The sequence below is a fragment of the Anaeromyxobacter oryzae genome (assembly GCF_023169945.1).
Classification (GTDB): domain Bacteria; phylum Myxococcota; class Myxococcia; order Myxococcales; family Anaeromyxobacteraceae; genus Anaeromyxobacter; species Anaeromyxobacter oryzae.
Genome location: NZ_AP025591.1, coordinates 180661 through 202180 on the forward strand (window position 1 = coordinate 180661; position 21520 = coordinate 202180).

At 73.2% G+C, this 21520-nt stretch carries 22 protein-coding genes; 8 read left to right on the top strand and 14 right to left on the bottom strand.

What is annotated here, in order from left to right; genetic code table 11:
* Positions 1-12: 12 nt before the first annotated feature.
* Together aceF and AMOR_RS00725 are read left to right on the top strand one after the other, a co-directional pair.
* The gene (aceF, locus tag AMOR_RS00720) at positions 13-1767 is read left to right on the top strand and encodes a dihydrolipoyllysine-residue acetyltransferase (protein WP_248357545.1); all 1755 of its coding nucleotides are present in this window, start codon (positions 13-15) and stop codon (positions 1765-1767) included.
* 471 nt (positions 1768-2238) lie between these two features.
* The gene (locus AMOR_RS00725; RefSeq protein WP_248357546.1) at positions 2239-3384 is read left to right on the top strand and encodes an HNH endonuclease; all 1146 of its coding nucleotides are present in this window, start codon (positions 2239-2241) and stop codon (positions 3382-3384) included.
* A gap of 285 nt (positions 3385-3669) precedes the next feature.
* On the opposite strand, the gene AMOR_RS00730 is transcribed toward AMOR_RS00725, so the two are convergent.
* Together AMOR_RS00730 and AMOR_RS00735 are read right to left on the bottom strand one after the other, a co-directional pair.
* On the bottom strand, positions 3670-4329 hold the full coding sequence (locus AMOR_RS00730) for a hypothetical protein (RefSeq protein WP_248357547.1): 660 nt from the start codon (positions 4327-4329) through the stop codon (positions 3670-3672).
* Position 4330: 1 nt separating this feature from the next.
* On the bottom strand, positions 4331-4825 hold the full coding sequence (locus tag AMOR_RS00735; RefSeq protein WP_248357548.1) for an asparaginase domain-containing protein: 495 nt from the start codon (positions 4823-4825) through the stop codon (positions 4331-4333).
* Between the two features lie 109 nt (positions 4826-4934).
* On the opposite strand from AMOR_RS00735, the gene AMOR_RS00740 reads away from it, so the two are divergent.
* Complete coding sequence (locus AMOR_RS00740) at positions 4935-6917, top strand: ABC-F family ATP-binding cassette domain-containing protein (RefSeq protein WP_248357549.1); 1983 nt, start codon at positions 4935-4937, stop codon at positions 6915-6917.
* A gap of 106 nt (positions 6918-7023) precedes the next feature.
* On the opposite strand, the gene AMOR_RS00745 is transcribed toward AMOR_RS00740, so the two are convergent.
* The 3 genes from AMOR_RS00745 to AMOR_RS00755 all read right to left on the bottom strand — a co-directional run bounded on the left by AMOR_RS00745 (position 7024) and on the right by AMOR_RS00755 (position 9926).
* Positions 7024-7599: a hypothetical protein gene (locus tag AMOR_RS00745; protein WP_248357550.1), complete on the bottom strand. Its 576-nt coding sequence runs from the start codon at positions 7597-7599 to the stop codon at positions 7024-7026.
* Between the two features lie 473 nt (positions 7600-8072).
* Entirely contained in the window at positions 8073-8639 is a 567-nt protein-coding gene (locus AMOR_RS00750; protein ID WP_248357551.1) for a hypothetical protein, read from the bottom strand.
* Positions 8640-8714: 75 nt separating this feature from the next.
* A complete protein-coding gene (locus AMOR_RS00755; protein ID WP_248357552.1) occupies positions 8715-9926 on the bottom strand; it encodes a GAF domain-containing sensor histidine kinase in 1212 nt (403 codons plus the stop codon).
* A gap of 146 nt (positions 9927-10072) precedes the next feature.
* Here AMOR_RS00755 and AMOR_RS00760 point away from each other — a divergent pair, with 146 nt between their 5' ends.
* A complete protein-coding gene (locus AMOR_RS00760) occupies positions 10073-10465 on the top strand; it encodes a response regulator (protein WP_248357553.1) in 393 nt (130 codons plus the stop codon).
* A 56-nt stretch (positions 10466-10521) separates the two neighbouring features.
* Here the strand turns inward: AMOR_RS00760 and AMOR_RS00765 are convergent, their stop codons facing one another.
* From AMOR_RS00765 to AMOR_RS00780, 4 genes are all read right to left on the bottom strand, one after another.
* Positions 10522-11286 carry an MBL fold metallo-hydrolase gene (locus AMOR_RS00765; protein ID WP_248357554.1) on the bottom strand — a complete coding sequence of 255 codons (765 nt, stop codon included), beginning with the start codon at positions 11284-11286 and terminating at the stop codon, positions 10522-10524.
* Between the two features lie 67 nt (positions 11287-11353).
* The gene (locus AMOR_RS00770) at positions 11354-12001 is read right to left on the bottom strand and encodes a hypothetical protein (protein WP_248357555.1); all 648 of its coding nucleotides are present in this window, start codon (positions 11999-12001) and stop codon (positions 11354-11356) included.
* Positions 11988-12629 (bottom strand): recombination-associated protein RdgC, encoded by a 642-nt coding sequence (gene rdgC, locus AMOR_RS00775; protein ID WP_248357556.1) that lies wholly within the window; start codon positions 12627-12629, stop codon positions 11988-11990. Before rdgC ends, AMOR_RS00770 begins: the two co-directional genes overlap by 14 nt.
* Positions 12630-12691: 62 nt before the next feature.
* The gene (locus tag AMOR_RS00780; RefSeq protein WP_248357557.1) at positions 12692-14329 is read right to left on the bottom strand and encodes an ABC-F family ATP-binding cassette domain-containing protein; all 1638 of its coding nucleotides are present in this window, start codon (positions 14327-14329) and stop codon (positions 12692-12694) included.
* 116 nt (positions 14330-14445) lie between these two features.
* Between AMOR_RS00780 and AMOR_RS00785 the strand changes: the two genes are divergently transcribed.
* Positions 14446-15288, top strand: coding sequence for an ATP-binding protein (locus AMOR_RS00785; protein ID WP_248357558.1), 843 nt, complete (start codon positions 14446-14448; stop codon positions 15286-15288).
* Positions 15289-15432: 144 nt separating this feature from the next.
* Positions 15433-15912 (top strand): aminoacyl-tRNA deacylase, encoded by a 480-nt coding sequence (locus tag AMOR_RS00790; RefSeq protein ID WP_248357559.1) that lies wholly within the window; start codon positions 15433-15435, stop codon positions 15910-15912.
* 3 nt (positions 15913-15915) lie between these two features.
* On the opposite strand, the gene AMOR_RS00795 is transcribed toward AMOR_RS00790, so the two are convergent.
* From AMOR_RS00795 to AMOR_RS00805, 3 genes are all read right to left on the bottom strand, one after another.
* Positions 15916-16707, bottom strand: coding sequence for a DUF169 domain-containing protein (locus tag AMOR_RS00795; RefSeq protein WP_248357560.1), 792 nt, complete (start codon positions 16705-16707; stop codon positions 15916-15918).
* A gap of 98 nt (positions 16708-16805) precedes the next feature.
* The gene (locus tag AMOR_RS00800; protein WP_248357561.1) at positions 16806-17105 is read right to left on the bottom strand and encodes a muconolactone Delta-isomerase family protein; all 300 of its coding nucleotides are present in this window, start codon (positions 17103-17105) and stop codon (positions 16806-16808) included.
* Positions 17106-17222: 117 nt separating this feature from the next.
* Positions 17223-17627: a PaaI family thioesterase gene (locus AMOR_RS00805; protein ID WP_248357562.1), complete on the bottom strand. Its 405-nt coding sequence runs from the start codon at positions 17625-17627 to the stop codon at positions 17223-17225.
* A gap of 84 nt (positions 17628-17711) precedes the next feature.
* On the opposite strand from AMOR_RS00805, the gene AMOR_RS00810 reads away from it, so the two are divergent.
* Together AMOR_RS00810 and AMOR_RS00815 are read left to right on the top strand one after the other, a co-directional pair.
* Positions 17712-18089: a hypothetical protein gene (locus tag AMOR_RS00810; protein WP_248357563.1), complete on the top strand. Its 378-nt coding sequence runs from the start codon at positions 17712-17714 to the stop codon at positions 18087-18089.
* Positions 18090-18294: 205 nt separating this feature from the next.
* Positions 18295-18777, top strand: a complete 483-nt coding sequence (locus tag AMOR_RS00815) for a hypothetical protein (protein ID WP_248357564.1) — start codon at positions 18295-18297, stop codon at positions 18775-18777.
* Between the two features lie 123 nt (positions 18778-18900).
* Here AMOR_RS00815 and AMOR_RS00820 read toward each other — a convergent pair whose 3' ends face one another.
* Both AMOR_RS00820 and AMOR_RS00825 read right to left on the bottom strand, forming a co-directional pair.
* Entirely contained in the window at positions 18901-19503 is a 603-nt protein-coding gene (locus AMOR_RS00820) for a hypothetical protein (protein WP_248357565.1), read from the bottom strand.
* A gap of 145 nt (positions 19504-19648) precedes the next feature.
* Positions 19649-21418, bottom strand: coding sequence for a hypothetical protein (locus AMOR_RS00825; RefSeq protein ID WP_248357566.1), 1770 nt, complete (start codon positions 21416-21418; stop codon positions 19649-19651).
* Between the last annotated feature and the right edge of the window lie 102 nt (positions 21419-21520).

Below are 21520 nucleotides of genomic sequence, written 5' to 3' on the forward strand. Positions count from 1 at the left end.
GCCGGGGGAGACATGGCCAGCATCGACGTGAAGATCCCGCCCATCGGCGACTACAAGGACGTGCCGATCATCGACGTCCTCGTGAAGCCGGGGGACGCGGTGAACGAGAACGACCCGCTCGTCACCCTCGAGTCGGACAAGGCGACGATGGACGTCCCGTCGCCTGCGTCCGGCACCGTCCGCGAGCTCAAGGTGAAGACCGGGGACCGCGTGAGCGAGGGCAGCCTCGTCGCGGTCCTCGACGCCGCGAAGGCCGACGGCGCGAAGGCGGCCGTCCGCGAGCCCGCCGCGCCGGCGGCTCCGCCCGCGCCCGCAGCCGCCGCGCAGGCCCGCGGGACCACGCCGTCGTACGCCCCGGCCCAGGCACCGGCCGCGGGACCCACGGCGCCTGCGCCGTCGCGGGCGAACGGCGCCGCCGCCCGCCCCGCTGCCGCGGAGCCGCTCGAAGTGAAGGTCCCGCCCATCGGCGACTTCACCGACGTGCCGATCATCGACGTCCTCGTGAAGCCGGGCGACGCCGTGAAGCCGAACGATCCGCTCGTGACCCTCGAGTCGGAGAAGGCGACGATGGACGTCCCCTCCCCCGCCGCGGGCACCGTGCGCGAGGTCCGCGTGAAGGCCGGCGACCGCGTCAGCGAGGGGAGCGTGGTCGTCCTCCTCGAGGGCGCCGCCGCGGAGGCCGCTGCGCCCGCTCCCGCCGCGGCCCGCGCGCCCGAGCCTCCCGCGGCCGCCCCGACGCCGGCCGCCCCGCCCAGCGCGCCCGCGGCGCAGCGCCCCGCGCCGGCCGCCCCCGCGCCGGCCGGCACCGCGGCGGCCGCCGCGCGCGCGCTCGCCGCGCCGGCCGAGCCGGGCGAGCGGCGCGTCGCGCACGCGTCGCCGTCCATCCGGAAGCTCGCCCGCGAGCTGGGCGTGGACCTCGCGCGCGTCGAGGGGACGGGGCCGAAGGGCCGGATCCTGAAGGACGACGTGCAGGGGTTCGTGAAGCAGGTGATGCACGCGGCGGCGAGCGGCGCCCCCGCGCGCGGCGGCCCCGGCCTCGACCTCCTCCCCTGGCCGAAGATCGACTTCGCGAAGTTCGGGCCCGTCGAGGCGCAGCCCCTCGCGCGCATCAAGAAGATCTCCGCGGCGAACCTCTCGCGGAACTGGGTGATGATCCCCCACGTCACGCAGCACGACGAGGCGGACATCACCGAGCTGGAGAGGTTCCGCCAGGAGCTGAACCGCGAGCACGAGAAGGAGGGCGTGAAGGTCACGCTGCTCGCGTTCCTCGTGAAGGCGTGCGTCGCGGCGCTGAAGCGGTACCCGGAGCTGAACGCGTCGCTCGACGGCGAGACCCTGGTCCTGAAGCGCTACTTCCACATCGGCTTCGCGGCCGACACGCCGAACGGGCTCATGGTCCCGGTCGTGAAGGACGCGGACCGGAAGGGCGTCCTCGACATCGCGCGGGAGACGGCGGAGCTCGCGGCCAAGGCGCGCGCGGGGAAGCTCTCGGCGACGGACATGCAGGGCGGCTCGTTCTCGATCTCGAGCCTCGGCGGCATCGGCGGCACGTTCTTCACGCCCATCATCAACGCGCCGGAGGTGGCGATCCTCGGCGTCTCGCGGAGCCAGACGAAGCCGGTGTGGGACGGCGAGAAGTTCGGGCCGCGGCTCGTGCTCCCCCTGTCGCTGTCCTACGACCACCGCGTGGTGGACGGCGCGCTCGCGGCGCGCTTCACGACCCACCTCGCGGCCCTGCTCGCGGACATGCGGAGGGCGATGCTGTAACCGGCGTGACCCGCGCGCCCGAGCTCGAATGTTACCCTCCGTCCAACCGGGCTCATGATTCGTCACAACTCCGTCGAGGGCGGCGCCTCGCGCCCGAGCGGGCCCGATTGGCGGACGTGAGGAGGGCTGAGAAGAAGGGTGGCGGCCGGGGCGGGGTCCGCGCCGGGGAAACGTCGGCTGCGTGGATCGGCTTCCAGGAAGGCTGCGTGGCAGCGACCGCAGAAGTCGCGACGGAGCGCGGGCGCTTACGGGGGAACCCAACTGATCGGATCGAGCGGTTGACGCTTCCTCGGCGGTCGCGCGGTTCGCGCGCCGCGCCCGCGCGAGAACGCCGCGCTCGCAGCGCTCCACGCACGTGAGGCGGCGCGAGCGGCGTCCGAACCCCGGGGCGACGCAGCGCGCTGATTCTCGCGCCAGCGCCCGAATCCGAGCGTTTCCGGAGGGTGAGAATTCGCGTGAGACGATGCCCGCATGAACGCCCGCGACTCCTCGATCCGCCTCTCCGAGCTCCTCCGCCGCGAGCACCACGCGATGGCGGCCTTCCTCGTCGCCCTCGCCGACTTCGACGCGAAGCGGCTATGGGCCGAGCTCGGGTACCCCAGTCTCTTCACCTACCTGAACCGGGAGCTCGGGCTGTCGAAGAGCGCGGCCTTCTACCGGAAGACCGCCGCCGAGCTCATCCAGCGCTTCCCCGAGCTGGTCGAGCCGCTCGAGGACGGCAAGCTGTGCCTCTCCACCGTCGGTGAGCTCGCCCAGGTGCTCACGCCGGAGAACCGGTACGAGGTGATCCCCCGGTTCCTCCACCTCTCGAAGCAGGAGGCGCGGTCGGTCGTCGCTGAGCTGAAGCCGGTGGAGCGGCCTCCGCGCCGGGAGGTCGTGACGACTGTTCGCGTCGCGGCCGCGGCGCCACCAGTGCGCGACCCCGAACCCGCCGCAGCGCTCGAGCTCGGCGCGCCGGCGACCGCCTGTGTCATTGCGCCCGGTTCGCCGGCAGAACTCGTCGATGCCAAAGTGGCCACACGGACCGTGAACGCCCCGATTTCCCGGACGACGCCGCCGACCTTCGAGCCGCTCACCGCCGACCTCCGTCGGATGCACCTAACCGTCACGAAGCGATTCGAGGCGAAGGTTGCCGAGGCGCAGAATGCCCTCTCGCATTCACGCCCGGGGGCGAGCACCGAGGAGATCCTCGAGGCCGCGCTCGACCTCCTCCTCGACCGGGCCAAGAAGCGGAAGGGCCTGGTCGAGAAGCCGCGGCGCGAGAAGCGGCCGTCGAGGCCGGACCACATCCCGGCGGAGGTGAAGCGGGCGGTGTGGTTGCGGGACGGCGGCTGCTGTCGGTGGGCTCTCGAGAACGGCGGCGTCTGCGGCTCGCGCCACCGTCTCCAGTACGACCACATCCAGCCGAAGGCGCTCGGCGGGAAGTCGACGATCGAGAACGTTCGCCTCCTCTGCGCTCGGCACAACTTGCTCGCCGCGCGTAGGATTTTCGGGGATGCATGGATGGACAGGTACGCGCCGGACCGCAAGGCCACCGCGGCGACGGGACGCCGCGACGCCGGCTCGGCGGGTGCGCGCTCCGAAGTTTCCGCCGCGGCCCTGGCCGGGCCACCGTGACCGTCGGGCGCGCCGGAGCGCCCTCCCGGAACCTCCGGCCGGCCGGGCTCATCGCCGTCCTCGCGACGCAGGCATCTTGGTGGCCGATCCCCGCGGCGACGTCTCGCCCCTGCGGGCACGCCCCGGCCGTCCCCCTTCTTCTAGAGCCCCTTCCCCGCTTGCCCAGCGGTCGCGCAGGTCCCCGCGGTGACGACGCTGGTGCGACGGGACGCGGAGACATGTGACGAACCAACAGCCCCGGGGGAGGGCCACGGTGCGGGGGCGAACCACCGCAGCAGCATGCGTTCACCGCACGCCCGCGCGGACCAGCCCGTCGAGCGCCTCGGGGGCGAGCCCCGCCTCCGCGAGGAGCGTGCCCCAGGTGGCGGCGCCCGAGCGGATGCGCTCGAGGAGCTGCGGACCGGGCGCGCCCGTCTTGCGGCCCAGCACCGTCGCGAGGATCACCTCCTCCGACGACGCCTTGCCGACCCGGAGCGCGCGCACGCCGGCGGCGTCCGCGCCCGTGCGGGCGACGAGCACGTCGTCCACCGCGAGGGCCGCGAGCTCGCTCTCGCTCTCGCTCGCGCCGCGCGCGAGCGCCGCGTCGAACGCGGGTCCGAGCCCCTCCGCGCCCGCGAGGACGTCCTTCCACGCTTGGCCGGCGCCCGCGGCGTCGAGGAGCGCGGAGGCGCTGCGGTCCGCCCGCCCGGATACCCAGTAGGCGATCCAGAGCGCGTCGGGGGAGGTGCCGCTCATCACCGCCCGGACGAGGGCCGCCTTCGAGGCGCCGTACGCGGCGGACAGGAGCGAGCTCCGCGTCGTGGCGAGCACGTACGGGTCCGCCGCCGCCGGCCGGCCGGGGTCGAAGGTCCGGTCCTTGTAGCAGTGACACGCGACGGTGGACGCGGCGCGCGAGAGGGCGGGCGACGCAACGAGGAGGACGGCGGCGACGAGGAGGCGGCGCACCTTACCCCACCTCCTCGAAGATCCCGCTCTCGCGGTTCTTCCGCACCTGGTCGCCCGCGAAGACGCGGCCGTTCATCGCCACGTACACGCCGGCCGGGAGCACCTGCGCGAACGAGAGCGCGCTCCCGAGGTTGAAGAGCCCGTCCGACGAGCCGAACGCCCACGGGATCATGGCGCCCGTGAGGACGACGGTCTTGCCGAGCCCGGCGGCGACGAGCGCCCGCGCGGTCTCGGCCATGGTGTCGGTGCCGTGCGTGACGACGATCCGCGCCTCGCGACAGCTCCGGCAGCTGTCGACGACGATGCGCCGGTCCGCGTCGGTCATCTCGAGGCTGTCGATCATCATGAGGGTGCGGACGCTCACGTCGAGGCGGCAGCGGGCGAGCCGCAGCATCTCCGGCAGGTGCGTGTCCTTGAAGTAGAGGCGGCCCTTCAGCTCGTCGTACTCCTTGTCGAAGGTGCCGCCGGTCACGAACACGCGGATGGGCTCGGTCACGCTCGTCTCCAGGTCGGGGCGCGCCGGGATGATACGGCGCCTGGCCGCCGCGCCGGAAGTGCGCGCTTCGGTGGCGCGGCGCCCCGGTTCCGCGCTAAGGAGCGCATCCGTGACCCTGCTCCACGCCGCCGACCTCCGGCTCTCGTTCGGGAGCCGCACCATCTTCGACGCGCTCACCCTCACCATCGAGGAGGGAGAGCGCGTCGGCCTCGTCGGCGTGAACGGGTCCGGCAAGTCGTCCCTGATGCGCATCCTCGCCCGCGCGTCCGAGCCCGACCGCGGCGAGGTCCAGCTCCGGCGCGGCGCGACGGTGACCTATCTCCCGCAGGAGCCCGCCTTCCCGGAGGGCGCGACGGTCGCGTCGGAGCTCGAGGTGGCCCGGGCGCCCCTCCGCGCCGCCCTCGACGCGCACGCGGCGCTGTCGGCGCGCCTCGAGTCCGAGCGGGACGAGGCGGCGCACGCGCGGCTCGTCGCCGACCTGGCGGCCGTCTCCGAGCGGATCGAGCACCTCGGCGGCTGGGACACGTCGCACGAGGCGCGGCGGCTGCTGGACCGGCTCGGGGTGAAGGACTGGGACCGGGCGGTCGCGGACCTCTCCGGCGGCACCCGGAAGCGCGTCGCCATCGCGCGGGCGCTGCTCACCCGGCCCGACCTGCTCCTCCTCGACGAGCCGACGAACCACCTCGACGCCGACACGGTGGACTGGCTCGAGGAGGAGCTCGACGCGCACCGCGGCGCGCTCCTCCTCGTCACGCACGACCGCTACTTCCTCGACGACCTCGTGGACCGGATCGTCGAGATCACGCCGGGCGCCGGCGTCACGAGCTTTCCCGGCAATTACGAGGCCTACCTCGCGCAGAAGCTCGAGGCGGAGGAGCTGGCGTCCGTCGCGCAGCACAAGCGCGAACGGTGGATCGCGCAGGAGGTGGCGTGGCTCCGGCGCGGCGTCGAGGCGCGGCGGACGAAGAGCAAGGCGCGCATCGACCGCGCGAGGCGGCTCATGGCGGAGCGCGGCTTCAGCGCGCCGAAGGTCGCGGAGATCCAGGTGGCGGCGCCGCCGCGGCTCTCGCAGGTGGTCCTCGAGGCGCACGGACTCGCGAAGGCGTTCGAGGGCCGGACCGTGCTCCGCGGCGTCGACTTCACCCTGCAGCGCGGCGAGCGGGTCGGCATCGTGGGGCCGAACGGCGTCGGGAAGACGACCTTCCTCCGGGTGCTCCTCGGCGAGCTCGCGCCCGACGCCGGCGAGGTCGTCACCGGGAAGCGCACGAAGGTCGCCTACTACGACCAGCAGCGGGCGAAGCTGGACCCCGAGCAGACGCTGTACGAGGCCGCCGGCGGGAGCCCCCCCGGCAAGACCGGCGAGGACTACATCGAGCTCTCCGGCCGGCGCGTCGCCCTGCGCGACTACCTCGACGACCTGCTCTTCCCGCCGACCGTGCAGCGGATGCAGGTGAAGGCGCTCTCGGGCGGCGAGCGGAACCGGCTGCTCCTCGCGCGGCTGTTCCTGGAGGGCGCGAACGTGCTCGTCCTCGACGAGCCCACCAACGACCTCGACCTCGTGACGCTCAACGTGCTGGAGCGGCTGCTGCTCCAGTTCGACGGCAGCGTCCTCCTCGTCACGCACGACCGCTACTTCCTCGACAAGGCGGCCACGGCGATCCTCGCGTTCGAGGGCGACGGCCGCGCGGTGCGGTACCCGGGGAACTACGAGACGTACCGGACCCTGAAGGAGCAGGCCGAGGCGGCCGCGCGCGCGGAGGCTCAGGCGGCCGTTCGCCCGGAGCGTGGCGCCCGCGCAGCGGGCGCGGAGCCGAGGGGCCCCAGCGGATCCGCAGCCGAGCCGCGCGCGCGCAAGCCCGGCAAGCTCTCCTTCAAGGAGCAGCGCGAGCTGGAAGGCATGGAGGCCGCCATCCTCGACGCCGAGGAGCGGAAGGCGGCGCTCGAGGCCGCGCTCGGGGATCCCGCGACGTACCAGAAGGACGGCGGCGCCGTGGCGGGGATGCGCGCGGAGCTGGAGCAGGTGTCCGGCGAGGTCGAGCGGCTCTATGCCCGGTGGCAGGAGCTCGAGGCGCTGCGCGCGGGCGGGCCGTGACCTGGGACGGCCTGCGTGATGCGAGCCGGAAACCGGCGGCTCCGTCACGATCGCGGCGGAGCCGCCGGCCCACGCATGGCGACGCGCGGGCAACGTCTCGGCAGGGTCACTGCGACAGCGGCCCGTTGACCGTCACGCACTGTTCGTGAATCTTCCGGATCTCTTCGCGCGTCTTGTCGGAGAGCGGGACGCTCTGCATCGCGGCCTCGGTCATGACCTTGCCCTGGAGCGAGGTGTCGGTCTCCACGAGATCGCCGAAGGCGTGTGTCTGGAACCCGACCTGCGACGCGCCGTCGAGGATGATCCGCTCCCCGTCGTTCAGGAAGACGATCGACTTGAGGGCGCCGCTCGTGCCCTTGCAGCTGAACACCGGCGGGCCACCGGGCAGCGGCGGCGGCAGCAGCTCCTCCGCGAGCATCGTGTAGATGGTGGTCTTGTTCGGGGCGAAGTCGTCCCGGTCACACCCGCAGAACGTCCCGTCCAGCTCGAAGAAGGCGTACTCGAGGGTGACGTTCAGCTTGGTCGGGTTGATGAACCTGAACTCGGTGTCCACGCTCGGTGACTGCGTGGGGTTCGGCGCGAACTTCCACGTCCCCACGATGTATGGGCTCGATGCACCGTCGTGATCGTGATCACCCGCCCTGGCGGGCGTCGCGCCGAGCCCACCCATGAGCGCTGCCACGGCAAGGACGAATCTTGCTCCCCTGGTCATGTTTCCCCCTCGGTCTCTGTGCTGCTCGGGAAACATCGGGAAGGCGAACCGCCGCGACGGCTGCCCGAAGAGAGCACGACGCGTCTCAGGGCCCGAGGGATGGGGACGCAGCGCGGGTGCCGCGCGGCCTCGTCATCGCGCGACGCGCCGGCGGTGTCCGCCGCCCGGGCGGCGGGGCGTGACGACCAGTAGGATCGTGCGGAATGCAACGGCGCGAACGGGAGCCGCTGCAGCCGAGGAGGTCCCTGGGACGCCTGCCTGGGTCGCGGAGCGAACATGCCCGAGGAGCGCTCGGCGAACGACGTCTGGACCATCGGAGCCGCGTACGACTCGCACGTCGGTCGCTGGAGTCGACTCGTCGCGTGGGCGGTGCGCGGTCACGAGCCGGGCGCAACGGGACCGCGCTGAGGTGCCGGCGCGGAGCGGAACGACGGGCCGACGCGTCACCGAGGCACGAGCGACCGCCGCGGTCCGACCGCCGGGCGCGCGATCGACTCGAGCAGACGGAGGGCGAGCCTCACCTCGCGCGCGCGCCACGCGAGCGTGGCTGCGTACAGGGCGAACGTCAGCGCGACCGGGAACGCCGAGTAGAGGAGGTGCGTCGCGTCCGGCGCGCAGCGAAACGGGGCGTTCGGGCCGAGCTTCCACGCGGCGAGGCACATGGCAACGTCGTTCACGAGGAGGAGGATGGCAGGTACCGCGACCACGGCGACGACCAGGAGCCCCGGCGCGACCGAGCCACGAACCTTCGCGCGGATCACGGACTCGCCGCTCCCCGGCTCGATCTCGCCCTCGAGCCACGGCTGCGAGGGTTCCTTCAGGATCCGGAAACGGACGCGGCGCCGGACCCGGAACCTTCGTCCTTCCACGGCCCCCTCGAACGGTGGCGGAGCCGTCTGCCCGGCCTCGGCGCGCGGCGGCCCCTTCACGAGCCGCTCGATGCGCTGCGCGCACTCCAGGAACGACAGGGGAGAGACGAGCGTCAGGTTCGTGCGGGGCCAGAGCCACATCCGCCGCCAACATTGGCAGATGACCGACCCGGACGCCGTGCGCCGCGGCGCCGCGGTCCACGACGCCCGTGTCGCTCAGTCGCACACGATGGGCAGGCGCACGACCAGCCGAGCCGGCTCGCTCTCCGCGCTCGCCCTCGTCTCCACCCCACCGCCGTGCGCCGCGAGCACCTGGGACGCGACGTAGACGCCGATGCCCGTGCGGCCGCTCGGGCGCGGATAGAACGGATCGAGCAGCCGCTGCCGGATCGCGTCCGGGATCTCCCCTCCCCGCACGCTGAACACGACGCGGACGATCTCGCCGTCCGCCGTCGCCTGGACCTCGAGCGGCGCGTTCCGCGGCGAGTGCGACAGCAGCTCGTACGCGACGCCCGCCATCGCCTGCACGAGCCGGGAGCGATCCCATTCTCCCGACAGCCCGGGCGGGATCTCGGCGGCGATCCGGTGACGGGGGAACGCGACCCGCAGCTCGGCCTCGACCTCCGACCAGACCGCGTCCAGCGACGTCCGCCTCCTGTCCAGCGAGAGCCCTGCACCGAAGCGGATGTTGCCGAAGTCCACGAGGTCCCGGGTGAGCGCGGCCATGCGCGCGTGGGCGGCCGCGACCCGGGCGAGCGCGGCCCCGGTCTCCTCGTCCCCACCGCGGTCGCGGAGGAGGTCGACCGTCATCATCGCCGCCGCGAGGGGCGTGCGGAGGTCGTGGCCGACGACCCCGAGCAGCTGGCGGAGCAGCTCGACCGCCTGCCGCGCCTCGCGCGCCGCCTGCTCCGCCGAGAGCCGAGCGCGCTTCTCCGCCTCGAACGCCTGAGCCCGCGAGATCGCCAGCGCGCAGTGCGCCGCGACGTCGCGCGCGAACTCGAGGTCGTCGTCGGAGGGGACGGCCTGGCCAGCCGTGAAGTTCACGTAGAGGAGCCCGGTGCACCCGGGCCCGGACAGCATGGGCGCCGCGATCTCCGCGGTCACCCCGACCCGCTCGAGCCAGGCGCCCTCGTCGCCGTCGGCGTCGGCCTGGGTGAACCAGATGGCCCGCCTGCGCGCGATCGCCTGGCGCGTGTGCGGGAGCCGCTCGAGAGAGATGACCGCCCCGGTGCGCTGGCGCGGCCAGTGCTCGAAGAGCCCGCGGATCGCGACGCCGCCCGGCTCCATCAGGAACAGCGCGCCGTCGTGCCCCCCGAGGAGCGTGACGCTCCGCTCGACCGAGGTCCTGAGCACGCTCTCGAGCTCGACCCCCGCGTTCAGCTCTGCCGACATCGAGGCGAGCAACCTGCGGCGTTCGATCTCGCGCATGTCCGGCTCCAGGGCGCAGGGCGGGCTTCGACGGTGGGGCCTGTCCCGCGCCGGAGCAAGCGGGCGGGTCGCACGATTCGCCGGCCACCCGAGCGGGCCGGTCGCAGCGCATGGGGCTTGCCGGGTTCGATGGTTATGGTGCGGACGTGAGCCCCGCCGCGGGAACGATCCTGATCGTCGAGGACGACGAACTCGTCCGGGACGCCCTCACCGACGTGCTCGAGCGCGCCGGCTACGGCGTGCTGGCGTCGTCGAGCTGCGACGACGCGCTGGCGTACCTGCTCCGCGCGACGCCGCCCGCGCTGGTGCTCCTCGACATCATGATGCCGGGGATGCCGGCCGATCGGTTCCGCCGCCTCCTCGAGCAGGAGCCGGTCCTGGCGGACCTGCCGCTCGTCGTGATGACCGCGAAGGCGCTCCCGCCCGGCTACGCGTACCCGTGGGCGCGCGCGACGCTCCTGAAGCCGGTCCACGCCGGCGCGCTGCTCGAAGCGGTCCGCACGCACGCAGGGGAGTCGCGGACGTCGCCGTCGCCGTGAGATCGGTCGCGATCCGGAGTCACCCGCCGCGACCTCGACCCGTCGCCGGGCCAGCGTCAGTGCGCGAGGGCGAAGTCGGCGAGCGGTGCGAGCCCCTTCGCCAGCACGCCGGAATGCGCGGGCGCGATGAACCGCACGTCGGCGGCGACCGGAGCGAGCCGCGCGGCGAGCTTCGCGAGCGAGGCCCGGTTCTGCGCCGGATCGTCGCTCGTGAGGCGCTTCGCGGGCGCCAGGGCGCCCTCGGTCGTGGCTTCGGCGCTGTCGCCCATGAAGAGGACGCCGCGCGCGAGATAGACGGCGCTCCCCCTGGTGTGGCCGGGCACGGCGTGGACGCGGAAGGCGACGCCGGAGAGCTCGACCACGTCGCCGTCGGAGAGGACGCGTCCGACGCGTACGCCGGTGTCCTTCGGCGAGCGCAGCCACTTCAGCATGCGGATCTCGCGCCCCTCGGCCAGCGGGACGTCGGCCGCGAGGGCCATGACCTGCGCCCGCGGGAAGGCGAGGGCGCCACGGATGTGGTCCAGGTCGCCGTGAGTGAGGAGGATGGCCTTCACCGCGTCGGGGCCGAGCCCACGCCTCGAGAGCGCCGCTCGGACGGCCCTGGCCGAGTCGTCGTTGCAGGCGTCCACGAGCGCGACCTCGCCCGGGCCTAGATCGACGAGGTAGCAGGCGACGATGCCATCCTTCACCACCTCCACGCCGTCGAGCTTCCGTCCGTCCTCGATGGGCGACAGGCCGTGGAAGGCGGCGAAGACGATGCCGCCGAGGCCGAGGACGACGAGCAGGAGCGCGACGCCGACCCACTTGAGTAGACGCTTCATGCAGCGAACCCTACCGCCTTCGGCTCGACGTGAGGACCTCTACGGGGGCGATCGAGGCGCCCCGGCCTCACGCGCGAGCGCGCGTGGCTTCCGCGTCGACCTGCATCCAGGCCTTCAGCGCCGGGACGACCTTGCGCTTCCAGGTCGGGCTCGCCCGGACCTCGAGGAACGTCCCGACGAGGGCGTCGACGAGCGCCGACAGCTTCTCCGCGAGCGCGAGCCGCTCGAGGAGCCGGTCGTCCTCGGCCTCGGTGAGCAGCTCCGGCAGCTTGGCCGCGCGCACGTCGAGGAACTCGGCGTCGAGCGTCGCCTCGAAGATCTGCTCTCCGTGCGTGATCCGCAGGCGAGCCTGGTGCACGAGCAGCCCCGCGTCGAGGGCCCGGCGGACCTGCTCGGCGTAGGGCGCGGCGGCGCCGCGGGCGACCACCTCCGTGACGTCGCCCGCGAGCCCGCGGAGCGTGATGCGCCCCGCGAACACGACCTCGACGTCGGTCCCCTCGTGCGCCGTCACCGCGGCAGTCGACTCGGACCGCCACAGGAGCCAGGTCAGGAGCTCGCGGCCGAGGTACGTCCGGCCGCGCAGCAGCTGCTCGCGGGCCTTGTCCTTCTCGACCTCGGCCGCATCCCGGGTCTCCTCGTCGGTCGCCCGGCCGTCGACCCCGGCGTCGCCCCGGAGGAACGCCGCTTCCGCCCGCGCCTGATCACGCCTCGCCACGGTCCACCTCCGCGCTCGCGACCGCGCCCACGCCCACCAGCTCCGCCGTCGGCAGGAGCGCGCGCTCCGGCACCTTCGCGAGCGCCGCCGCGGCGCCCGGCGTCACCGGGTGCAGCCGGACCTCGAACGCGGCCTCGATGGCGGCCGCGGCCTCCTCGACGATCTTCCGCGAGGCGGCCCAGATCGCGACCTGTCCGCTCTCGAGATTCCAGGAGACGTCGTGGACCTTCGAGACCGGCTCCGCCTTCTGCCGGAGCTGCTGCCGCACGATCTCGCGCCGCTCGGCCTTCTCGCGCTTCGCGGGCGGGCGGCCCTTCTCGGCGGTGACCGTCGCCGCCCACCGCTCCACCTCCGCCTTCACGGCGGCGGCGCGGACCTTGATCGAGTCCACGCGGAAGGCGAAGAGCGCGTGCTCGCCCTGGAGGACGCTCGCGAACTCCGTCGCGTCGGGATCCTCGAGCTCGACGAACCCGGCGGTCCGGTCCTCCTCCGCGCGCTTCGGATCGAGCGGCTCGAACGCGTTCGAGGCGAGGGCGCGCGCGACCCAGCGCCGGAGGTCGGAGGGAGGCTTCCGCGCGTGCTCCGCGTGGAAGCGGGAGAAGGTGACGGCACCGCCGAGGACGGGCATGGGGCGCGGAAGATGGGGGATGCGGCGGCCGCCGTCAAGCCGGTCGGACGGTCCGGGCTTCTTCAGCGGCCGCGCGCCGCCGGCCGCAGGCCCGGCGCCTCGCGCCCGGTCCGCGCGACGTACTCGGAGTAGCCGCCGCCGTAGGGCACCGGCCCGTCCGGCCCGAGCTCGAGGACGCGGTTCGAGAGCGCCGCGAGGAAGCGGCGGTCGTGGGAGACGAACAGCATCGTGCCCTCGAACCCGGCGAGGGCGCGGATGAGCATGTCCTTCGTGCCCACGTCGAGGTGGTTCGTGGGCTCGTCGAGGACGAGGAAGTTCGGCGGATCGAAGAGGAGCGTCGCGAGCACGAGCCGCGCGCGCTCGCCGCCCGAGAGCACCCTGCAGCGCTTCTCGATCTCGTCGCCGGAGAAGCCGAAGCAGCCGGCGAGGGTCCGGAGCGAGCCGACGGACGCCCGGGGGAACGCGCCCTGGAGCGTGTCCCACACCGTCTCGTCCGGCTTCAGGACCTCCATCGCGTGCTGGGCGAAGTAGCCCATCTTCACGCTCGCGCCGACCGTCACCGCCCCCGCGTCGGGCGCGGTCTCGCCGGCCACCATCTTGAGCAGCGTCGACTTGCCGGCGCCGTTCGCGCCGAGGACGCACCAGCGCTCCCCGCGGCGGACGAGGAAGTCGAGGCCGTCGTGCACGGGCCGGGCGCCGTAGCGCTTCGTCACGCCTGCGAGCTTCGCGACGTCCTCGCCGGAGCGGGGCGGCGCACGGAACTCGAAGTCGACGGTCTTCCGCGTCTTCGGGGGATCGACCTTCTCGATCTTGTCGAGCTTCTTCACGCGGGACTGGACCTGCGCCGCGTGCGACGCCCGCGCCTTGAACCGCTCGATGAAGGCGAGCTCCTTCTTGAGCATCGCCTGCTGGCGGTCGAACGCGGCCTGCTGGTGCTGGTCGGCGATGGCGCGCTCGCGCTCGTAGAAGTCCCAGTCGCCCGAGTAGGTCGTGAGCTCGCCGCCGTCGATCTCGACGATCTTCGACACCACGCGGTTCATGAACTCGCGGTCGTGCGAGGTCATGAGGATGGCGCCCTCGTAGCCCTTCAGGAACTCCTCGAGCCAGATGATCGACTCGAGATCGAGGTGGTTCGAGGGCTCGTCGAGGAGCATCGCGTCGGGCCGCATGAGGAGGATCCGCGCGAGCGCCACGCGCATCTTCCAGCCGCCCGAGAGCGTGCCCACGTCGCCGTCCATCATCTCCGGCGTGAACCCGAGGCCGCCCAGGATCTCCCGCGCCCTCGCCTCGAGCGCGTAGCCGCCGAGCTCGTCGAACCGCGCCTGGACGTGCCCGAAGCGCTCGACGAGGGCGTCCAGCTCGTCGGCGCGGGCGGGATCCGCGAGCGCGTGCTCGAGCGCGTGCAGCTCCGCGGCCACCTCGGACACCGGCCCGGCGCCGTCCATCGTCTCGGCGAGCGCGCTCCGGCCCGACATCTCGCCGACCTCCTGCGAGAAGTGGCCGACGGTGACGCCGCGGTCGATGGAGACCTGCCCCTCGTCCGGCTGCTCCTCGCGGGTGACGAGGCGGAAGAGCGTCGACTTCCCGGCGCCGTTCGGGCCGACGAGGCCGACCTTCTCGCCGCGGTGGATGACGGCCGACGCCTCGACGAAGAGGAGCTGATGGCCGTGCTGCTTGGAGATGCCGTCGAACCGGATCACGGGGGCGCGGTTCTCGCACGCGGCGGCCTCCGCCACAAGGCCGGACCCGCCCGGCCTCGTGGACGGGCGCCCGCCCGCGTGCTCTCCTCGAGCCTTCGTCCGAGGGGGGCCGACCGATGTGCACCTTCTGCGTGAAGCACGGCGACGGGAAGCGCTGGTACCTCGCCGCGGAGAGCTACGCCGCGGACCTCGAGTCGGACCTCCGCAGGCGCGGGTACATGGTCGACTTCGTCGGGGGCTTCGAGCGGTACCGCCGCGGGATCGAGGTGGGGCTCCGGGCGATCCGCCTCGCGCCGGAGCCGGTCCGGGCGGGCCTCGCGGAGGCGTTCTCGGAGCGGCAGCAGCGCGAGCACTTCGGCCAGCCGGTCCCGATCGAGCAGTGCGAGCGGATCTTCGCGATCGCCACGAACATCACGCGCGTGCCCTGCGTCTGCCGCGGCGCCATGCGGAAGGGCTCGGACGCGGAGTCCTGCTGCATCGTGGCGACGGTGACGCCGCACGACGCCGTGCTCCGCGAGGTGTTCGCGCGCTACGAGCCGGGGCCCCGCGCGGAGGGCTTCGAGAAGCTCACGCCGGAGCAGGCTCTCGCGTACCTGCTGCGGTGCGAGGAGGGCGGGCTCGCGCACACCGTCTGGACCTTCGGGACGCCGTTCATCGCGGCGATCTGCAACTGCGATCTCCCGAGCGGCTGCATGGCGATGAAGGTCCAGCTCCAGGGCAAGGTCCGGGTGATGTGGCGCGGCGAGGACGTCGCCCGCCTCGATCCCGAACGCTGCTCCGGCTGCGGGCTGTGCCTCCCGCTCTGCCCGTTCGGCGCCCTCCGGAAGGCGGGGCCCCGCCAGATCGCCCTCGACCGGACCGCGTGCTGGGGCTGCGGCACGTGCCGGACCGGGTGCTCCCGCGACGCGCTCGCCCTCGAGCCGCGCGCGGACGCGCCGGACGTCGCGAACCTCTGGTGAGCGCCCCTGCCCGGGCGCGCGGCAGACGGCCGCCCGGCGTCCCGCGCGGTTGCCGGCCCGTTCCGGGACGCCCCACGGGCCCGCGGGCGGCCTTCCCCCCCGGCGCACAATGGAACCGATCGACGATCCTACCCGGAGGTGGCCATGATCCCCGTCCTCATCGAAACGCATCTGCGGGAACATCACCCGGACTACGAGCACCACGCGCACGCGCGTGCGCTGACCGCCCAGGAGCTCGCGGCCGCCGAGCACGTGAGCGGCTACCGCGTCGCGAAGCCGGTCGTGGTCCGGCTGAACGGGAAGCTCGCCTTCGCGGTGGTCGCGGCGACCGACCGCGTGAGCCTCGGGACGCTCGAGGAGACCACCGCCTCCACGGCCGAGCTCGTCCCGGAGTCCGAGTTCTGGCCGACCTTCCGCCCGTGCGACCCCGGCGCCGAGCCGCCGCTCGCGCTGTTCGGGATCCCCATCTTCGTGGACGAGAAGCTGCTGCTCGAGCGGAAGCTCGTGATGCCGGCCGGCACCCACGAGGACGCGATCGTCCTCGAGACGGGCGAGTGGCTCCGCTGCGAGCAGGTGCAGCCGGTCGCGAACCTCGGGATCCGCGCGCCCGAGCTGAGGGCCTAGCGGTCAGCCGCGGTCCTTCGCCTCCGGATCGGCCCAGAGCTTCTCGAGCTCCTGGTAGGACTTCGGGAACTCGGCCTGGTAACGCAGGTACACCGGGATCGGATAGCGGACGCCGCCCGCGTGCGTCCCCTCGAGCCCCTTCACGACCTGCTCCGCCATCGCGAACGGGAAGGTGAAGGCCATCTCGTCGTCCGCGGTCATGCCGAAGATCCGGTCGCCGTAGCAGGGCAGGATGACCTGCGGCTTCTGCTGCCGGTGCGACCGGATCACGATGTCGGAGCAGTCGCCCCGTCCGGAGAACTCGCCACCGATCGCGCCGCCCTTCTCGAAGAGGCACGCGTTCAGCAGGCGGAGCACCTGGGCCGAGTTCCCGTAGACGAGCACCGTCTGCGGCACGAAGTCGATCCTCCCGAGCGGCCCCGCGACGACCAGCCCCGTCTCGCCGGGCTCGTACTTCGCGAGCGCCTCCTCGAAGCGCGCGCCCGCCTCGCGGCACGACGCGTACATGCCGTCCGCCAGCGCACCCGACGTGTAGTACTCGTTGCGCGGGGCGAACCCGAAGACGGCCTTCGCGATCGGGCAGGACAGGTCCTCTCCCCCCATCGCGAGCGTCCACCCGTACCGCCGCGCGAAGCCGATCCCCTGGCAGATGGCGACCTTCACCCCGAGGTGCTGCAGCGGCCGCTTCGCCTTCGGCGGGGCCGGCTCGCCCGGCGCGAGCGAACGGATGCCGACCGGGAACGTGGACACCCGCAGGTGCTTCTCGAGCTGTGCGTTGAGCGTGGACGCGTCCATGCGCTCCTCCTCGCCGCGGCGCGCGGCGGAGGGAGGAGCGTAGCAGCGACGCGAGGCGGCCGTTCGAGGAGGCCCCGCCGGGGGCGCGCGGCCGCAGCCTAGGGCCCGGCCTGCGCCGGCTGGATGATGTCGGCCGGGGTGTCCATGTCGGCGAGCGCGTAGACCTGGTACCGGGCGAAGTTGTAGACGGGCGCCAGCGCGAGCAGGCGCTCGAGCTCCTCGTTGGAGTCCACGTCGTAGATCCAGGCGCCGCCGTGCTTGCCGACGACGTGGTAGCGCTTGTCGAGCTTCTTCCGCGCGATGACGTCCTTCGCGTAATCCGGCATCCGCAGCACCGCCTGGACGAGCGCGGGCGACATCCGCGGCACGTCGAGCTCCCACATCACCAGGAACTTCATCGGGCCTCCCATCGCGGCCGGGACGCCCGGCATGCGGCCGGCCCGGCACGACGGTTGGAGGAATGGGAGGCTCGGGCGCGCCCGGCACGGCCCTCTGCGGTCGTGCGGCAGACCGCGTCAGGGCGGCGGCATGGGATCGTCCTTGCGGTACGCCGACCCGCTGAACAGCGCGACGAGCGCGCCCGCCTCGTCGGTCACCCGCACGGTGCACGTCGACAGTCTGCGCGAGAGGGCCTCCTCGCGCGCCTCCGCGACGAGCCCGCCGCCGCGCGTCGCCTTGACGAACGAGATCGTCGCCGACACCGCGAGCGCCACCGTCCCGTGCGAGTTCGACGCGGCGGCGAAGGCGAGATCCGCGAGCGTGAAGACCACGCCGCCCTGCACGACGCCGGCCGCGTTGAGGTGCTGCGGCCCGAGCTCGAGGCGGGCGCGGGCGAAGCCCTCGCGCACCTCGACGAGCTCGATCCCGACGCCCGCCGCGAAGCGGTCGCCGGTCGAGAGGAACGTCCGGAGGTCGGCCATGCGTCATCCTACCGCCCTCGCCCTCCCCATGCGGGCGCGCCGCGCCCCGGCACGCCGGAGGCGCCCGCGGTGTACGCTTCATCCATGCGGACGCGCAGCGCAGCCTCGCTCGCCGCGATGGCCGTCGCGGTCGCCGGCGCCCTCGCCTGTCGCGCCGGCGGCTCGGCCTCGACGCACCCGTCCGCCCAGTCCCGCGCCGCCTCGGCGACGCCCGTCCGCGATCCGAGCGCCCACGGCACGACGCTCGACGTCCGCCCCGATCCCGGCGTCGAGCGCGTGACGGTGAAGCTCGCCCGCGGCCCCGACGGCGGCATCAAGGTCCTCGAGTTCCTCTCTCCCGACCTGACGGACGCCGAGAAGGACGAGCTCCGCGCTGCCATCGAGCGCGGCGAGGCACGGCCCGAGTACGAGCCCGAGCGCCCCGCCTCGATCTGGACCACGACGGTGATCCGGCGCAGGTGAGCCCGGCAGGGGACCCGGGCGCCCTCCACGACGCGCGAGCGACGACGACACGGGTGTGCCGCGCGGTCACGCCAGCGGCGGCCGCCCGGCAGCGCAACACCTTGGCGCGACGGAGGAAATCCGGGCCGGCGCCGTGGTCCGCCCCATGCAAACCCCTTCATTCGGCACCACGCGGCCGTTCGCCGCCACCGACCCGGAGCCCTCCATGAGAACCCGCCAGCTCGCGCTCGCCCTCCTGCCCACCCTGCTCCTGCCGGCCTGCGTCTCCACGACCACGACCACCCGGACGTGGGGCGACCCGTACGCTCAGCGGGAGGAGTGGGTCCGGTACGGCCGCGTGGAGCAGGTGCGCGAGACGGTCCAGCGGCAGCAGGGCGATCCGGCTGCGGGCGCGGTCGCCGGCGCGATCATCGGCGGGCTCCTCGGCGCCGCCGTCGGCGGGCACACGCACTACGACCGGTGGGGGTACGCGCACCGGAGCGGCGACGCGGGCAGCGCGGTGGTCGGCGCAGTCGGCGGCGCCGTGGTCGGCGCGGCCGCGAGCTCCGGCGCTGCCGAGGATCGGTTCTACGAGGTGTTCGTCCGCTTCGAGGACGGCGGCACCGAGACCTACACCTACCGTGGCGCCCTGCCCTTCCAGCCGGGCGACGCGGTGACGCTCACGCCACGCGGCCTCGTCCGCGGCTGAGCCGGACTTCCTCTGCCGTACGACGGCCGGCGGCGCCCGCGCGGGCGCCGCCGGCCGTTCCGTCTCCACTCTGCGTCAGCGCGCCGGCGATGGCGCCCGCGGCTGCGGGACGGAGCGTGGCGGTCACGGCACGCAGGTGCCGGCCGGCGGCGTCAGCGTCCCGGAGCAGAGGTCGCCCGGGAGCGTGTACGCGCAGCTCGGCGCGTCGAACGAGCCGTTCACGGCTCCGCCGTTCGACAACGTCGCGTTCACGTTCCCCTGGATGCGCCCGCCGCTCACGGACGTGATCGTCACCGTCCCGCCCGTCGCCTCCACATCGGTCGGGCTGCAGGACGCGTCGTTCTGGCTCACGATCACCGCCGCGTACTGAGTCTGCGTGGCGCTCGGCGAGGTCGTGATGGTGTAGGTCCCCGGCGTGACCGTCGCGGCGCCGAGCGGGTTCACGTTCACCGCGACGACGAAGATGGACTTGGCGTTCTGCTTGTCCTGGCCGCGCTGGAAGTACCCGCACATGCCGGACTGGTCGGACGCGCCGACGGCCGCGAACGCCGCGCCGATCGACCCACCGGCGATGGGGCAAGTGATGGACTGCGTGACCGACGTGAACTGGTTCGCGGTGACGGCGATGGCGCCCGTCGCGGTGAGCGTCGAGCCCTTGCTGCTGCTCCCGCCGCAGGCGGCGAGCGCGAGGAGACCGGCGAGCGAAAGCGCGAGACGTCGGGCCATGTGCGTCCCTCCCCCCGGCGAAGCGCCGGTCAGGGAGAACGTAGGGCTCCGCCGCCGCCGCGCACCGCACGTTCGGGCGACCGGCGGGGGCGCCCCCGCGGAGGGCGCCCTGCGCGGTAGGGCCGGGCCGCGGGACGCCGCCCCGTCAGGCGACCTCGAGCCACTCGAACCACACCGGGTGGTTCGCCTTGTACCACTCGAGCACCTGGCGGATCCGGGCCTGCTTGTCCTTCGGCATCACCTTGTCGTCCACGCGATCGAAGTGGACGCGGATGGTGTCGCCGTCGTGCTCGAGCGCCTGCGAGAGCATCGTCTGGAGCTCGTTCCGGATCCGGCCGGAGTCGGAGATCTTAACCGGGCGACGGGTCCAGTCGACGCCGGAGAGGAACCGGACGAGGAGCGGGCTGAAGACGTGGCGCATCTCCGAGACCGGCTCCATGAGCCGGAACGTGAACGCCATCCGCGCGGACGCGTTCCGCGTCGCGAGCTGCGTCGTGACGCGGTAGAGCCCCTCGCCGACCTGCTCCACGCCCGGAGAGCCGGTGTACGGGTCGTCGCACATGTACCCGATGCTCGCGAGGACACCCCACTTCTTCTCCGGCAGGAAGTCGTCGGCGCGGATCACCCGCTGCTTGAGCGGCATGTTCGAGGAGGCCGCCTCCTCGATCGCCTCGGCGTAGGTCTTCACCTCGCCGGCCTCGAGCACGCGCCCGCCGAAGAGCTCGCCGACCCGCCGCGAGAAGTCCGGCGCCCGCGGGTCGAGCTGCATGAGCTTGCCCTCCTCGCCGCAGGGCAGCGCGAACTCGGGGGAGAAGACGGCCATCGTGCAGTCGACGTCGAGCACGGAGGAGAGGCTCGAGGCCTGCATCGCCTCCGCCGTCGCCGCGTATCCGTCGCAGAGGAACACGTGGGTCGCGCCGGCGGCGTCCTGCCAGCTGCCGACGAGGAACGTGGGGGCGTACGTGCCGGAGTCGGTGAAGACCTCGATCCCGGAGGGCGCCTTCCACCCGTCCTCGACGAGGTGCGCGCCGAGCGCCTTCCACTCCTCCCAGCGCTTGCCGAGGCGGCCCACGCGGCTCTTCCCGCGGAGCGTCCAGACGTGGACGTTCTTCCGCTCGATGCCGGGGTACGTCGCCTCGATCGCCTCCATCACCTGGTTTCGCGGCGTCCGGTAGTCGAGGAGCAGCGAGTCGCGCTCCGCCGACGCCGCCACGCGGCGCGGCAGCGTGAGGCACCCCATGTACGACTCGTAGGGGCGCGAGACGGTGAGCGGCGAGTCGAACAGGTGGAACACCGCCATGGGGCCGGTGAGCTTGCCCTCGGCGAAGCGCGAGGTGTTCTCGAGCGTGTCGACCGCGGCGCCCCAGAGCGTGATGCCCTTCTCCTGGAGCTTCGCGTAGAACTCCTCGAACGAGTGGTTCGGGTCGTTCAGCAGCTTGTGGACCAGGCGATCCACCTGGCGCGCCACCTCGGGCCGCGCGTAGACGCGCCCGAACCCGAGCAGCGGGTTCGCGCCCATCTCCGGCGTCTCGCCGGCCTTCGGCATGAGCCCCTCGCCGAGGCACACCATGATCGCGTGGTTCTCGGGGAGCGTGCGGGTGAGGTGCCAGAGGCCCTCGCTCATCACGTAGGCGCTGATGGCGTCCGCGGACTTCTTCACCTGGTTGTAGGCGGCCTTGTCCTTCCCGGCCCCGGCACCGAACTCGCCGTAGAGGCGCGTGCCGAGCGCGGTCGCGGCCGACGTCATGGCGAGGCAGCGCGCGATGCCGCGCGGCGTGAAGCTGTGGGCGGAGACCGGGTCCGGCTGGTGCCGCTCCACCTCGACGTCCTCCAGCCAGAGGTGGAACCGCAGCAGCACGGGGCGGGTGTCGAAGGCCCACTGGGCGATGAGGTTGCGCTTGCGGGTGTCAGGCATGGATCTGTGGCTCCAGGGCCGCGGCCGGGGTGAAGGGGGCGCCATTCTAGAGGAAGTCGCGCGAAGCAGAAGAATCAGGAGGAGGCCGCAGGCGGGGGGCCG